Source organism: Stenotrophomonas sp. yr243 (genome assembly GCF_900184195.1).
In the GTDB taxonomy this organism is placed as follows: Bacteria; Pseudomonadota; Gammaproteobacteria; order Xanthomonadales; family Xanthomonadaceae; genus Stenotrophomonas; species Stenotrophomonas lactitubi.
The window spans coordinates 903272-918581 of the sequence record NZ_FXWT01000003.1; the positions used below are offsets into that span (position 1 = coordinate 903272).

The 15310-nt window shown below is 64.0% G+C and carries 13 protein-coding genes; 8 read left to right on the forward strand and 5 right to left on the reverse strand.

What is annotated here, in order from left to right; translation table 11 throughout:
- Positions 1–3 precede the first annotated feature (3 nt).
- Entirely contained in the window at positions 4–906 is a 903-nt protein-coding gene (locus tag QOL57_RS16925) for a LysR family transcriptional regulator (protein WP_089235671.1), read from the reverse strand.
- Between the two features lie 109 nt (positions 907–1015).
- Between QOL57_RS16925 and QOL57_RS16930 the strand changes: the two genes are divergently transcribed.
- The 5 genes from QOL57_RS16930 to QOL57_RS16950 all read left to right on the forward strand — a co-directional run bounded on the left by QOL57_RS16930 (position 1016) and on the right by QOL57_RS16950 (position 6456).
- Entirely contained in the window at positions 1016–2137 is a 1122-nt protein-coding gene (locus QOL57_RS16930) for a 4-oxalomesaconate tautomerase (RefSeq protein ID WP_089235670.1), read from the forward strand.
- A gap of 75 nt (positions 2138–2212) precedes the next feature.
- On the forward strand, positions 2213–3274 hold the full coding sequence (locus QOL57_RS16935; protein ID WP_089237936.1) for an ABC transporter substrate-binding protein: 1062 nt from the start codon (positions 2213–2215) through the stop codon (positions 3272–3274).
- A gap of 14 nt (positions 3275–3288) precedes the next feature.
- On the forward strand, positions 3289–4122 hold the full coding sequence (locus QOL57_RS16940) for an ABC transporter ATP-binding protein (RefSeq protein WP_089235669.1): 834 nt from the start codon (positions 3289–3291) through the stop codon (positions 4120–4122).
- On the forward strand, positions 4106–4882 hold the full coding sequence (locus tag QOL57_RS16945) for an ABC transporter permease (protein ID WP_089235668.1): 777 nt from the start codon (positions 4106–4108) through the stop codon (positions 4880–4882). Before QOL57_RS16940 ends, QOL57_RS16945 begins: the two co-directional genes overlap by 17 nt.
- A 134-nt stretch (positions 4883–5016) precedes the next feature.
- Positions 5017–6456: a porin gene (locus tag QOL57_RS16950; RefSeq protein ID WP_089235667.1), complete on the forward strand. Its 1440-nt coding sequence runs from the start codon at positions 5017–5019 to the stop codon at positions 6454–6456.
- Positions 6457–6480: 24 nt separating this feature from the next.
- Here the strand turns inward: QOL57_RS16950 and QOL57_RS16955 are convergent, their stop codons facing one another.
- The gene (locus tag QOL57_RS16955; RefSeq protein WP_089235666.1) at positions 6481–7728 is read right to left on the reverse strand and encodes an arsenic transporter; all 1248 of its coding nucleotides are present in this window, start codon (positions 7726–7728) and stop codon (positions 6481–6483) included.
- A gap of 396 nt (positions 7729–8124) precedes the next feature.
- Here QOL57_RS16955 and QOL57_RS16960 point away from each other — a divergent pair, with 396 nt between their 5' ends.
- Complete coding sequence (locus QOL57_RS16960) at positions 8125–8859, forward strand: BPL-N domain-containing protein (RefSeq protein WP_089235665.1); 735 nt, start codon at positions 8125–8127, stop codon at positions 8857–8859.
- Between the two features lie 6 nt (positions 8860–8865).
- Here the strand turns inward: QOL57_RS16960 and QOL57_RS16965 are convergent, their stop codons facing one another.
- The 3 genes from QOL57_RS16965 to QOL57_RS16975 form a co-directional block, all read right to left on the reverse strand.
- Positions 8866–9348: a hypothetical protein gene (locus QOL57_RS16965; protein ID WP_244900585.1), complete on the reverse strand. Its 483-nt coding sequence runs from the start codon at positions 9346–9348 to the stop codon at positions 8866–8868.
- A 30-nt stretch (positions 9349–9378) separates the two neighbouring features.
- Positions 9379–9735: a hypothetical protein gene (locus tag QOL57_RS16970; RefSeq protein ID WP_089235664.1), complete on the reverse strand. Its 357-nt coding sequence runs from the start codon at positions 9733–9735 to the stop codon at positions 9379–9381.
- A 457-nt stretch (positions 9736–10192) separates the two neighbouring features.
- Positions 10193–10948 (reverse strand): tetratricopeptide repeat protein, encoded by a 756-nt coding sequence (locus QOL57_RS16975; protein ID WP_089235663.1) that lies wholly within the window; start codon positions 10946–10948, stop codon positions 10193–10195.
- A 195-nt stretch (positions 10949–11143) separates the two neighbouring features.
- Between QOL57_RS16975 and QOL57_RS16980 the strand changes: the two genes are divergently transcribed.
- Positions 11144–11851, forward strand: a complete 708-nt coding sequence (locus QOL57_RS16980; RefSeq protein ID WP_244900581.1) for a hypothetical protein — start codon at positions 11144–11146, stop codon at positions 11849–11851.
- 400 nt (positions 11852–12251) lie between these two features.
- Positions 12252–15310: amino acid adenylation domain-containing protein (locus tag QOL57_RS16985; RefSeq protein WP_283401537.1), on the forward strand; the 3059-nt coding region annotated here is incomplete at its 3' end.

Sequence of the window (15310 nt, forward strand, 5' to 3'; positions counted from 1 at the left end):
CACTCAGGTCTGCGCGCGCCACTGGCTCATCAACATCTGAAGAAAGCGTTCCGCAGTAGGCGAGAGCAGGGCACCGCGACGGCGCACTATACCGATGGTGCGCGACACCACCGGGTTGCCGATTGAACGCGTCACCAGCGTCGGATGCTCGCCGTCGGGAGTCGCCATTTTCGGCAGCACCGATACCCCGATGCCGGCCTCGACCATGCCCAGCGACGTGGACAGGTGGGTCACTTCGTAATGCCAGCTCAGCTTGAGGTTCTCGCGCGCCAATGCGCCGTCCAGCAGGGTGCGATTGCCACTGGTGCGATGCACGGTGATCAGCTGGTGCTCGGCCAGATCGGCCCATTCCACCGTGCGCTTGCGGGCCAGCGGATGATCGCGCCGGCACGCCAGCACGAACGGATCCTCGGCCAGCACGTCGAAATCGAGATTGGGGTCGTTGGCGCCCATGAAGTTGATGCCGAACTCGACTTCGCCGCGCTCCACCGCCTGCAGGCCTTCGGTGGCCGGGATATCCAGGATGCGGAAGCGCACGTTCGGATGCGCTTCGTGGAAGCGCGCCATCACGCTGGGCAGGAAGTAGAACGCCGCCGTAGGCAGGCAGGCGATGGTCACGGTAGCGCCGCGGGTATCTTCGCGGCCGCGCAGTGAGAACAGCGATCCATCGAACTCTTCCAGCATGCGCCGCACCAGCGGCAACAGGTTCTCGCCCACCGCCGTCGTGCTGACGCTGCGCGTGGTGCGCTCCAGCAGCGGCGAGCCCACCGCCTGCTCAAGCTTCTGGATGCGTCGGCTCAACGCTGGCTGGGAGACATGCAGGATCTCGGCAGCGCGATGGAAGCTGCGGGTCTCCGACACCAGCAGGAACGCGCGCAGATCCAGAATTTCGCAATTGATGCTCATCGGGTATCAATCATCCAAAAATCAGCAATTCACAGATCAATTGGGGTCATGCCAGTATCGAATCACAGAGGGGTCATTCATCCCCTATACGCATCAATCTATCACACGTATGTCCAACGATCTGCTCAGCATTCCCTGCGTATTGATGCGCGGCGGCACCTCCAAGGGACCGTTCTTCCTGGCCAGCGATTTGCCGGCCGATCCCGCCGAGCGTGACCGTCTGCTGCTGGAGGTGATGGGTTCGGGCCACCCGCTGCAGATCGACGGCATCGGCGGCGGAAACTCACTGACCAGCAAGGTGGCCATCATCGACCGCTCCAGCCGCCCCGATGCTGACGTGGACTATCTGTTCGCCCAGGTGCGGGTGGAGCAGCAGGTGGTCGATACCTCACCCAACTGCGGCAACATGCTGGCGGCCGTGGGCCCGTATGCGATCGAGCGCGGGCTGGTACAGGCACAGGACCCGCAGACCGAAGTGCGCGTGCACAACGTCAACACCGGCAAGCTGATCATCGCCACGGTGGAAACCCCGGGCGGCAACGTGGTCTACAGGGGTGATACGCGCATTGCCGGAGCACCGGGTTCGGCCTCGCCGGTGCGGCTGTCCTTCCTGGACGCGGCCGGGGCACGTACCGGCAAGCTGCTGCCCAGTGGCCATGCCCGGGAAACCATCGACGGCGTGCCGGTCAGTCTGATCGACTGCGCGATGCCGCTGATGCTGGTGCAGGCCGAAGACCTGGGCGTACGCGGCGATGCCTCACCTGCCGAATTGAATGCTGATGCTGCGTTCATGGCGCGACTGGAGGCGCTGCGTATCGAGGCCGGCGCCCGCATGGGCATCGCCGACGCCGGCAACAAGGTCATTCCCAAGCCGGTGCTGCTGTCCGCACCGCAACACGGCGGGCGGCTGCAGGTGCGCTATTTCATGCCGCACCAGTGCCACACCGCGCTGGCCATTACTGGTGCAGTGGGTATCGCGACCGCCGCTGTCACCCCTGGCACGCTGGCCCACACTTTGGTCGGGTGCCTGCCGCTGCCCGGCAGCATTACCCTCGAACATCCGAGTGGGGCCCTGGAGGTGGGCCTCAGTCGCAGCTCGGACGACGCGCCGGTGGTCGCCAGCGTGGTGCGCACCGCACGTCGTCTGTTTGAAGGTCGCGTGTTCGCCACGTCGCCCGCGCCCGCCAGGGCCAGTGCGACCCAAGCCCGCAAATGGACGTCAGCGGCATGATCTGAAACCGGTCGGGCCGGCACAGCCGTGCTTGCCCGCCATCACAACGTAGATGCTTCACTCCTGGGAGGGATGATGTACAAGCAGTTCTTCATGGCCGCGCTGTGCGCGGTCGGCCTGGCCGCGGCCGGATGCAGCAAGCCGGACGCCACTGCCGCCGGCGGTGCCGCGCGCGGCGGCGACAATGCCCCGGTGCGCATCAGCGTCGGTTCCTACAACCTCAACAACCTGCCGTTCTTCATCGCCGACGCCAAGGGCTACTTCAAGGACGTCGGCCTGGAAGTGAAGACCGAGAACTTCGCCCAGGGTGGCTCCAAGGTGCTGCAGGCGCTGGTTGCCAACTCCACCGACGTGGCCGTCGGCTTCTACGACCACACCATCCAGATGCAGGCCAAGGGCAAGGACGTGGTCGCCTTCGTGCTGCTCTCGCGCAATTCCGGCCTGGTGATGGCCGGCCGCGAAGACGCCACGTTCGATCCTGCGCGCCCGCAGACCATCAAGGGCCAGAAGGTCGGCATCACCGCACCGGGCTCCTCGTCGGACTTCTTCGTGCGGCATTTCCTGGCCCAGCATGACATCCCGATCGACAGCATCTCGCTGATCGGCGTAGGGTCCGGTGCCGCCGCGGTCGCCGCTCTGGAGCAGGGCAAGATCGACCTGCTGGTGAATTACGATCCTGCCGCCACCCTGATCACCGAACGCAAGGTCGGGAAGATCATCCTCGACGCGCGCAGTGATGACGGCGCGCGCCAGGTCTATGGCGGCCTGTACCCGACCTCGGTGATGTACGCCAACCAGAGCTTCCTGGACAAGCGCCCGGAAGCGGCCGAGAAGATCGCCCGCGCCGAGCAGATGGCGCTGAAGTTCATCGCCGACAACAGCGCCGAAGACATCGTCGCGGCCCTGCCTGACAGCTATGTCTCCGGCGACCGCGCCACCTATGCCCGCGCCGTGGAGAACGCCCGCGCGATCTTCACCACCGATGGCCACTTCACCGCGGCCGATCTGGAAACACCGCTGAAGGTGCTGCGCGAATTCAACACGGACGTGGCCAAGGCCAACATCGATCTGTCCAGGACCTACACCAATGCCTTCGTCGAGCGTGCCCACGCTGCGGCGCCGGCTGCCCAACGTTAAGCGGAGGTAACCCCATGGCCCTCAATGCCACCGTGCGCCAGCTCAACGGCGCGCCGCAGCTGGAGCCTGCACAGACCATGGTCGCCATCAACAAGGTGACCATGTCCTTCGGCGAATTCACCGCCGTGCGCGATGTCGACATCCAGGTGGGCGACGGCGAGTTCCTCGCCATCGTCGGCCCCACCGGCTGCGGCAAGAGCACCATCCTCAATTCCGTGGCGGGCCTGCTGACCCCGTCGTCCGGCGACGTCGCCATCGATGGCCGCAAGGTCAGCGGCGTGCAGGAATCGGTCGGCTATCTGTTCCAGCAGGATGCACTGCTGCCGTGGAAGACCGCCTACCAGAACGTCGAACTGGGCCTGCGCTTCCGTGGCGTGCCTGAAGCCGAGCGCAAGGCCAAGGCCAATGCCTGGCTGGCCAAGGTCGGCCTGACGGGCTTCGAGCACCGCTACCCGCACCAGCTGTCCGGCGGCCAGCGCAAGCGCGTGCAGATGGCGCAGGCGTTGATCGTCGAGCCGAAGGTGATCCTGATGGACGAGCCGTTCTCGGCGCTGGACATCCACACCCGCCACCTGATGCAGAACGAACTGCTGCGGCTGTGGCAGGAGGATCGCCGCTCGGTGATCCTCATCACGCATGACCTGGAAGAGGCGATCGCACTGGGTGACCGCGTGGTGGTGCTGTCCTCCGGCCCGGCCAGCCGCGTCGTGCGCAGCTTCGACGTGAACCTGGAGCGGCCGCGCAACGTGGCCGAAATCAAGCTGGACGAACGATTCACCGACCTGTACCGCGACATCTGGGCCTGCCTGCGCGGCGAAGTGGAGAAGAGCTATGCACGCCAAGACTGACAAATTCATCCAGCTGGCCCTGGTGGTCGCCGTGTTCGGCGGCTGGGAAGGCGGCATCGCGCTGGGCGTGATCGATCCGTTCTTCTTCCCCTCGCCAACGGCGATCGTGCAGCAGGCCTGGACCTGGCTGTCGGATACCTCGTTCTACCAGCACGTCTACATCACCCTGACCGAAACCGCGCTTGGCTACATCATCGGCACCGGGCTGGGCGTGGCCGGTGGCGTGTGGCTCGGCCTGAGCCGCCGTTCGGCACGCATCCTGGACCCCTTCATCAAGGGCTTCAACGCGATTCCGCGCGTGGTGCTGGCGCCGATCTTCGTGTTGTGGCTGGGCCTGGGGCTGTGGTCGAAGGTGGCGCTGGCGGTCACGCTGGTGTTCTTCACCACCTTCTTCAACGCCATGCAGGGCGTGCGCGAAGTGAACCCGGTGGTGCTGGCCAATGCCCGCATCCTCGGCGCAGGCCGCAGCGACCTGCTGCGTCACGTGTACTTCCCGGCTGCGGCCAGCTGGATCCTGTCCTCGCTGCGCACCTCGGTCGGTTTCGCCGTGGTCGGCGCGATCATCGGCGAGTACTTGGGTGCCTCGGCAGGGTTGGGCTACCTGATCGCCCAGGCCGAAGGCAACTTCAATGCCGTGGGCGTGTTTGCCGGCATCATCATCCTGGCCGCCTTCGTGCTGGTCATCGACGCCATGCTGGATGTGGTCGAGAACAAACTGATCACCTGGCGCCCGAACGCGCAGACGCAGGCCACCAGCTGAGCGCGGCCGCTTGAGCCCGCTTGCCGCGCCGCCGGGCTGATCCGGCGGCGCGCGCCTCCTTCCCCGATCTTCCCCCGCACCACCGCAACAGGCCAGCGCCCGGCCAGGGGGCCGGCTGGCCGGAGAGAGAGACCATGAACCATTCCACCGTGCTGCTGCCGGCAGCGCTGTCGGTCGCGCTTGGCCTGCTGTTGGCCACTGGCCATGCCGGCGCCCAGTCCACGTCATCACCGCCTGCGCCACTGAGCCAAGCCCAGCTCTCGCAACTGGTGCAGCAACAGGCCGTGCAGATCCAGCAGCTGGAGGCGCGCCTGCGCGCTGTCGAGGGCGGGCAGGGCACTGCAGCCCAATCACCGACAACGGCAACGCCCGCGCCCTCGCTGGAAACCCGGGTTGCCGCGCTGGAATCGGGACAGTCCAAACAGCCCAAAGTGTCCTGGTCGAAGGGGGCGCCGGAGTTCAGCAGCGCCGACGGCAACGTCACCTTCCGGCCGCGCGGGCGCCTGTTTGTTGATGCCTCCAGCACCGACGGCTCCGCGGTGAACGACCGCAACCTGTCCGGCACCGAAATCCGTTCGGTGCGCCTGGGCGCCGAAGGCCGTTACGGCATCTTCGGCTGGGCCGTGGAGGGCGATTTCGCCGACAACGACGTGGCCTGGAAATCGGTCTACGCCACCGTCGATCACCGCCTGTTCGGCCTGCCTGCCGACCTCACCGTCGGCAACCGCCTGAACGATCGCGGCATCGACGGCTCCAGCAGCACCTCCAACACACCCTTCCAGGACCGCAACGTGGTGGGCACCTTGATGCTGCCGCAGCGCGGGCTGTTCGGTGTCGGCCTTACCGAGCGCGTGTACGGCAAGGGCTGGCACGCCAGCCTTTCGGTGGCGGGCAATGACCTCAACAACGCCGGCACCGACAACGACAGCCAGACCTGGGCCACGCGCGTGCACTGGAACCCCATCGAGAGCTCCACCGCGACGGTGCATCTGGGCGCATGGGCCTTCCACGAGGAGATCGCTGCCGGCGCCAGCGGCGTGGTGCGCAGCTCGGCCATCGCCGGGCATTTCAACGACCTGGTCAAGATCACCCCGGGCACGCTGCTGGGCGCCGAGCGCAGCACCGGCTATGGCGCAGAGCTGGCGGGCTTCTTCGGCCCGGCCTGGGCGACCGGCGAATGGGGCACCCGCAACCTGCGCGGTGCCGATGCCAGCGGTCGCTACGACCTCGACCACCAGGCCTGGGCCGTCTCGGCCGGTTGGTTCCTGGCCGGCGCCACGCCGGCCTATTCGGGCAAGGCCGGCACCTGGGGCCGGGTGAAGGTGGCCGACCCGGTCACACGCGGCGGCAGGGGCGCGTGGGAGCTGAAGGCACGCTATGAAGACGTGGATTACGCCGAACTGCCCAGCGGCGGTACCGGCCATGCGTGGACGCTGGGCACGAACTGGTACCTCAACGATTTCAGTCGCGTGATGTTCGAGGCCATCCGCTGGCAGACGAACAACCGCAGCGGCACCGGACCAGGGAAGGACGAAGGCACCACCTTCAACACCCGCCTGCAGGTGGCGTTCTAGGCCTGTACGGCGCCCGCGCCCCGATCAGAGCAGCAGCAACGCTCCGATCAGCGCGGGCGGCATCACCAGCGCGCCGACCCGCAGGAAGTCGAGCGCGCTGACATGCTCGCCTTCGCGGCGCAGCGCCACCAGCCACAGCATGGTGGCCAGCGAACCGGTCACCGACAGGTTCGGGCCCAGGTCCACGCCGATCAGCAATGCCGCGCGCGTCTGCGCCGGCAGCTCGGCCATCTGCCCCAGCGAGCCCGCCGCCAGACCCACCGGCAGATTGTTGGCCACGTTGCTGAGCAGTGCGGCCGAGGCGCCAGCCAGCCAGCCCGCCTGGTGCGGCGAGGTCTGCGCCAGCGCCTGCAGGTTGCTGGCCGCCGTCTGGATGACACCGGTCTGCGACACCGCTTCAACCAGCACGAACAGGCCGGCCACCAGCGGCAGCACGCCCCACGACACGTGGCGCAACAGCGGCAGCGGGCTGTGACGCTGGCGGATCGCCACCACCGCGACGCTCAGCGCGCCTGCACAGAAGGTGGCCAGGCCCAGCGGGCCGTTCATTGCGGAGGTCACCAGCAGCACGGTGCCGGTGAACAACACACCCAGCGCACTCAGCCGGCCACCCTCGGTAAGCGGGCGATGCTCGGGCGACGCTGCCAACGGCTGTGCGATCTCGCGGCGATGCACCCAGCGCAGCACCAGGTAGGTGGCGCCGATCGCAGCCAAGGAGGGCGGCGCGAACTGCGCCAGCCACTGCAGCAGCGAGGGCATGTGGTTGCCGTACACCACCAGGTTGGCCGGGTTGGAAATGGGCAGCACGAAGCTGGCCGCGTTGGCGATGAACGCGCACACGAACAGATAGGGCAGGGGATTAGCGCGCGCCGCCTTGCATGCCGCATAGACGGCAGGCGTCAGCACCACCGCCGTGGCATCGTTGGACAGGAACACCGTTACTACCGTGCCCACCAGAAACACCAGATCGAACAGGCGCCGCCCCGAACCGCCGGCATGCCGCACCGCATACAGCGCCAACCAGTCGAACAGGCCCTCGCGCCGCGCCAGTTCGGCCAGCACCATCATGCCGATCAGGAACAGGTAGACATCGCGCCCTTCGGCGACCGCATGCCAGGTGGTGCCGAGCGACACCGCCCCGAGCAGCGGAAGCAGTGCGGCCGCGCCCAGCGCCCACATGTATTCCGGAATGCGGAAGGGGCGGAACAGCAGGCCGACGGTGGCAACGGCCACGGCCGCCCAGATGATGATGGGAGAATAGGGAGCGAGCATGAAGTAAGTGGGGGTCTCAACTGCACCGGCGCGTAGCCAACAGCGACGCGCGCGCTGCATCGCGGCAAGTGCAAGAAAGTCGGCATCATACCCGGTTGATGGTTCACGCCATTCACCGTGACGCGTCACGGTAATTCCAATTCTGGACCCCCACAATGCAAGGGATAGTGCCGGCCACTGGCCGGAAAAACGCCACCCGAAGCCCCTCCAGGCCACGATGTGGTGCCCGCCACAAACCCCAGTGGGACAGGGGGCGCAATGGACATGCTCCCGCATCGCCTCTGCCCATTGGATTCAGAGCAAATTCACCCGCAGTGCAGCGTAATCCGGCCACCTGCCACCGCTCTCACCCCCATCCTATGCAGACGTTTTCAGTGAACCAGCGGAGATCTTTCGGTGGCTAAATTCCTGCGGACAGGCACGCTCCTGGCAGCACTGCTACTGATCTCGGGCGCCGCCTTATCCTCGACGCCTCCTCGTATCGCAATCTATCGCGGCGACGCGGGATGCGATGACTGCTCAGAGACCGTTCGACGCTCGATCGAAGCATCGGGAAAATACCAGGTGGAGTACGTCGGGCCGGATGAGTCGCTGGACGTTACCCCTGAAAACCTCAAGCGCTTCGATCTGTACATCCAGCCAGGCGGAGGCCAGAACATCCCAGCGGCGCTTCGAGCTTTAGGAGGGCAGCGTTCCAACGCCATCAGGGCGTACGTTGATCAAGGCGGTCACTACCTTGGCTTATGTATGGGCGCGTATTTGGCGGACGCGAACAACCTGGGCTTGATTGACGAAGAGCTGGACAGTGCCGTCGGCCGTCCCGGCTTTCCGGTGCATTCGATTGACGACGCCGCCGTTGCCGTGGAGTGGCTTGGGCATCAGGTTCAGATGTTCTTCCAGGACGGGCCCTACTTCCCTGCTTCCCCCTCTGCTGGGTTCAAGGCGCTTGGCCACTATAAAAATGGCGACATAAGTGCCGCCTCATATCGTTACGGCTCGGGAAAAGTTGTTCTGACTGGTCCGCACCCTGAGGCTGGCCGGGCGTGGTTTGAGCAAGCAGAAATCCCAGTGAGCCAAATGCCAAAGTCTGACGTGATGGGGAACGTTTTAGCCGAGGCCCTGGCGCGATAGCTCTCGTCACTCACAGCGCTCCTCCTCAGGCACGCCGCCAGCGACCATCAGCAATAATCGATCCTGCACGATTGGCTCCTGCACGCCCGCCAGGGACTGCTCCAGATAGCTCAATGGCTGCAGCGGCCACTCCAGCGTGGCCTGCAGGTGGAAGATCGCAGGCGCCCGTCGCCCGGCCCCAAGTGGCAGGCTGATCAACAGAAGAGGGTGCCGCCTCTCCACGTACAGTACCGGCACACCCCTGCACTGAATCTGGAAGGAAGACGCTGCGTTCGGCCCATCCAGGAACTCGAAACCGTCCCCTGCCCGCGACTCTGCGAATCGGAAAGCGTGGCGACGAAGCGTCGAGAACATCTCATCGGATTCGCCCCGGTACGCGAGGATCTCTGGCTCTTCAGGCTCAGGCCAATGAATCCGTGCTGCAACGACCATCGCCAGGAAAAGCACCCACATCACTGCGTGGTGCACCTTCATCAGCGGAGTGTGCACAACCAGCGTGCACCTTACCAAGGCAGTCCTTCAGTCTGCCGGCTGCAGCCGTTCGCTTGCGTGGGCTGCGAGCCCCATACCGGCCATGATCAACCCTTCCATCACCCGGTCGCCGACGTACTGGTCCGGCTCGCCGTTCTGGCGGGTGCGTTCTGCAGCCAGCAGCACTTCCAGCACCACGCGCAGGCCCGTCAGCGAGCAATCGGTATCAGCCAGCGCCATCTGCCGGCCACGCAGCTGATGGCGCTCTGGCCAGGGCTGGCCGTTGGCGGCAACGCCCGAGCCGATGCTGTGCAGCAGGGCGATGAGTGTGTTCGGATCCAGCGCCGGGCCGTTCGCGGGTACGTCGCGAATCGATTGCGGGGCAGGGGAGTAGGACTTGGTCATGGCAGGGCTCCTTGCGTGCAGGCAGAAGCCGCCACCGATAAAGGTGGCGGACGATGCGTGGTTCGAAACCCCGTGTGTGGATGACCGGGCAGGCGCAAGGCCTCCACGCACCGCCCGCCATAGCCGGCAGACGGATTGCCAGCCGACACCGCGCGGGGCGGTGCCGGCTGGCAAGCGCAAACTACATCCACACAATCGGGGTTTCGAATCCCGGCCACCTGTTCAAGGTGGCACAGCAAGGAATACGCCCGGTTGTTCGCGATGCCAATGCAGTAAGGCTGAAGCCGACACCACTTTCAATATTTTCAGAATCGTTGCATGCGACGCAGCGAGGCTGGAGCCTTGCGCTGCAATGCTATCGGCGATGTCGGCTGTGCCTGACTGCGGACCGTCGGCATCCGCCCGGCGGGATCGCGAGCGGGGCGGATGCGACAGGATTACCAGAGGCCGTCAGGCGTCAGTAGCCCTTCAACGCGACTTTGGTTCGCTCCAGCCAGGCGGCATTATGGCTACGGGCGTGGCGTGACCAATGCTTGGCATCGTCGATGATGCTGGCGAACAGGCTGCGGGCCTGCTCACGGTCGGCGGGCTGCGGCTGTGCCATCAGCCATTCGGCGAACAGGCAGCGAGCGGCCGCGTCATTTCCGCATTCCACCGCGCGTTCGAATGCGGCGCGGGTTTCCGGTGCCTGGGTCGCGGCCAGTGCCTGCGCATACAGCAGGGTTTGTTCTGGTTTGCGGCGAGCGTCCGGGTAGCGGGTGAACAGGCCGTCCAGCGTTTCAGCAGCGAGCGCAGCATGCCCGGAGTCGAGGCGCGCGCGGGCCAGGCCGGTCAGGATGTACGGATCATCGCCCAGTGGCGAGCTGGCGGCCTGCTCGAGCAGGGTTCTGGCTTCCTCTGTCTGGCCGGCATCCAGCAGCGTCATGCCCAGGCGGAGACGGTTCTGCACGGTGGGCGTGCGCGCCAGTTCGGCTCGTGCGTTGCGCAGCTCCTGGCCGGGGTCCATGAGCCGCTTGGCGGAGCGCATTGCCTGTCGGGCGCCGCGCGAGTTGCGGGCTTCCGGGAAGTAGATCGCCAGGAAGTAGACAACGCTGCCGAGCAGCGGGAACGAGAAGAGCAGGATGAGCCAGTAGAGGCTCTGGCCTGAGCGGATGGCGTGCACCGCGAAGTAGATGGCTGCAAGTACGTGCAGTCCGATTCCTATGTAGGGCATGTGTGCCGTCTCGTCCTTGTGGGGCTGGCACTATAAGTGGGCGTGGGGCGGGTCGCCAATGGAACGGGGGCAATCTGGCCTGATGCGTCACGGCAAGTGGGTTAAACCCTGTCGGGCGCAGCGCTGCATGTCACTCTGTGGCGGGACTGCATTGATTGAAGGGGATACATGGAGCGTACGGAGAAGAAACTGACGATGACCGATGTCGCCGGATGGGGCTCGGCGCTAGTCACGTTTGGCTTGGTTCAAGGGGCGTTCTATCTCAAGGCGTATTGGGGCCACTTTGGCCTTGATCCCTTTCAGTTTGTTGCAGTGGGCGAGCTGGCTCTGGCCGGCCTCACGGGTATCGGCACGGTGTTGTTCCTTATGCTGGTGGCGCTACTGATCGGCGGCTGGTTGGAAGTTAAACTGGCGAGCAGCAGTTCTGAGCGGAAGCTGCTCGCATGGTTGGCGCCAGTGCTCTTCTTTGCGGGATTGGGTGCGCTGCTTTGGTGGGCGAGCGCGTGGCCTGTTCTTATAGGAGTACTTCTGACTGGCGTTTGTGCCTTGGCCGTGCGCCTTTCACCGATTGTTCCATCGGCCGTCAAGGACTCTCCCAGGTTGATCTACGCCCTGGTGATGCTGGTCTATGTCTCGATTGCTTCGAGCTGGCTGGGTTTCGAACGTGCCAGGGCGATTTCATCTGGAAGTGGCAAGTACACGGTGGCTGTGCGTGTCGATGGCCAGGTGCAGAGTGGCCTGAATCTGATTGGGCGGCTTGGTGACAGCTATGCGCTGTGGGACCAGGCGAGGAGAGCCACTGAGCTTGTGCCTGTGGGTGAGGTTAGGGGGATGGAGATTGTTCGAACGGGGGCGGTGCAGCCTTCTGTCGACCTAAAGGGCCCGGTGACTGAAGTGCTCTAGCAATGCCTATGAACTGCCTATCTTGTGGTGATAATGAATATTTATCGCGAGCACGGCCAATACGCGGGATGCTGACTCAACATCGCGCTGACAATCGGGCCAATCGTAGAACGACTGCCCCGGGTTTGATCGGAATCCTAGCATGGTGTGTAAATTGCTTTCACGGAGATGGATTGATCGTCTTGCCTCCATTGCCGGGTGATCGGGCAACCATGCCTTCCCAATGGTCTGTACAGTCGCCGCACGTTGACATACTCTCGACTGATTAGGCTCAGGCAGTGCGCCGCCTGGGCTGTGCTGGATGGACACTGCAGAGAGTTCCAAGGCAGGATTAGCGACTGCTGCGTGTAGTATCTCTGTCAGTTGATGCAACCTCGTTCTGACCTATGGAAGGGAAGGTATGCAGTTGACCGTTGCCGAAGAAGACGTGCTGGGCCTGTCAGGCAATCAGCAATTGATATGGATCGACCAGGCGGCACATCCGGACCTTCCCGGTCAGAACATAGGAGCGTCAATCGAAGTCATGGGGCATGTCTGCCCGATTCGATTGGAGCGTGCACTCAACGAAATTGCGCGCACGCACGATGCGTTGCGTATCGTGATTGGAAGTGAGGGCGGACGCCCGTTTCAACAACTCTTGGAGTGTGTTGATGTAAAGCTGATTGTGATCGATGCGGATGCGGGTGCCGGATCGCATTGGCGAGATACGATGGATGGGGAATTTCGGCGGTTATTTTCCCTGCAGCCAAGCGAGCTTCCCTGGTCATGTACGCTACTCAGGATATCCGCCCAGCATTCATGCGTATTCTTCCGATTCCACCACATCATCATGGATGGCGTGGGCGTCGGCATGCTATGCAGAGCGTTGAGCGACGCCTATCTCGGGGTGATGCCCGCACGCGCGCCCGGATCCTTCCTTCGACAGATCCAGGATCATCGGAAATATCTTGCCTCTGAGAGATTCCAGCGGGATCGTGCTTACTGGCTAGGTCGATATCCCGACGGCGCTGCACCAGCCCTTGCGCCAATGCCGTCCAACGCGTCGGCTGCAGTCGGTGCCAACGTCATTCGTTTTCCTCTCGGGCGCGCTGTCTACAATGCGCTTACAGAAAGGGCATCATCGTCAGGATGTTCTGTTTCCAACCTGATACTGGCCTTCATCGGACTGTACCTCGCCAGGACCAACGGCGAGGGGATGGCCACGGTGGGGCTGGCCATCCATAACCGAGATGGTGCTACAAGCAAGGCGACGGCAGGCATGCTGGCCTCCGTTCTCTTGGTGGACATTGATCTGCGCGCTCCGACATCATTGTCGCAGTTGTTGGGCAGTGTCGCTCGGTGTACGAAACAGGGACTTCGTCATCGACGGTTCCCGCTGATCGAGCTTAAGAAGAGCCTTGTCCAGGCAAAACGCAAGCAGCGCCTGTTCGATGTGAGTGTTTCGTTCGAATCTTTCGGCGAAACAGAAGGCTATTTTGGAGGGGATGCGCACGCGGTCGCCTTGAACAATGGTTGCGAGCAGACGCCACTTGCCTTCTACATTCGCGACTACGATCCTGATGCAGACCTCGTGGTTGATGTCTCGTTCAATGGGGAGCTGTTGTCCACAGCTTATGCGCAGCAGATTGCGGTCCATATCCAACACCTGTTGACTCGCCTTCCATCGATTTCCCCTAGCGTCGACGTCAACACGCTATCGATGATGCCATTGGCCGAAAGGAACCAGGTAGTCCATGAGTTCAATTCAGTCACGCGCGGGTATCGCTGCGCGCCGCTGATCCATCACGCCTTTGAAACGCATGCGCGCACGAATCCGGCGGCCGTCGCAATCGAGTTCGACGGCGTCACGTTGAGCTACGAGCAATTGGACTGTCGGGCAAATCAGATCGCTCACGTGTTGCAAGGGTTGGGTGCCGGCCCGGACAGGTGCGTCGGGATCTGTTTCGAACGAGGCCTGGACATGGTCGCGGGCTTGCTGGGCATTCTCAAGGCCGGCGCTGCCTACCTCCCTCTTGATCCAAGTTATCCGCCTGAACGTCTCGCGTTCATGCTGCACGATTGCCAACCGGTGGCGGTGCTGACCGGGCGCAGTCTTCGCCCAATGATCGAACCGATAGCGGCGGGGATGCCGGTGATCTCAGTGGATACCCCCCGCATCGCCGGGGCGCCCACGCACGCGCCGGCCGTTCCTGCGTTAGATGCTCATCATCTTGCCTATGTGATCTATACCTCTGGCTCGACCGGTCAGCCCAAGGGTGTGATGGTGGAGCATGGTCAAGTCGCCCGGTTGTTCGCGGCGACCGATGCGCAGTTCCAGTTTGGCCCCGAGGATGTGTGGACACTGTTCCACTCCTTCGCGTTCGATTTCTCGGTATGGGAGATATGGGGTGCACTGCTGCACGGTGGTCGGTTGGTCATCGTTCCCGCAGCTGTCAGCCGCAGTCCACGGGATTTCCATGCATTGCTGATCGAGCAAGGCGTCACCGTGCTCAACCAGACACCCAGCGCGTTCCGGCAGCTGATCGCAGCGGAGGCTGACAGTACCGCGACGCATCGCCTGCGTTACGTCATCTTCGGCGGCGAAGCGCTCGACCTGCCCATGCTGGCACCGTGGATCGCACGCAATGATCCTGATCAGACCCAGCTGATCAACATGTATGGCATCACGGAAATCACCGTACATGCCACGTACCGCCGCATCGAGCGGCGTGACGTTCAGGCGGGGCAGGGCAGTCTGATTGGCAGGCCCTTGTCGGATCTACGGGTCCTGGTGCTGGACCCCCACCAGCAACCGGTCCCGATCGGGGTGACCGGCGAGCTCTATGTGGGGGGTGACGGCATTGCGCGCGGCTACCTCAACCGCCCCGAGCTGACTGCCGAGCGTTTCCTGCCCGACCCCTACAGCTCAGACCCGTCGGCGCGACTGTATCGCACCGGTGACCTGGGCCGCTGGTTGCCCGGCGGCGAACTGCAGTACGTGGGCCGCAACGACTTCCAGGTGAAGATTCGTGGCTTCCGGATCGAACTGGCCGAAATCGAGGCCCGCCTGCAGGCGTGTGATGGGGTACGCGAAGCGGTGGTGCTTGCACGCGAGGACAGCCCCGGCGACAAACGCCTGGTTGGCTATGTGATCACAGAGCCGGAATCGGACCCCAGTGCCGCAGAGCTTCGCGACCATCTGCTGCTGCACCTGGCCGACTACATGGTTCCCGCCGCGTTTGTACGCGTCCAACAGTGGCCCCTGACCAGCAACGGCAAGCTCGACCGGGCTGCATTGCCGGCGCCCGACGCCAGCGCCGTCGCCGCCCGTGGCTACGAGGCGCCGGTGGGGGAGACAGAACTGGCCATCGCTGCGGTATGGCAGGAGGTGCTGGGACTGGAGCAGGTGGGACGCCACGACAACTTCTTCGAACTGGGCGGGCACTCGTTGCTGGTGATCACAGTCATTGAGCAACTGCG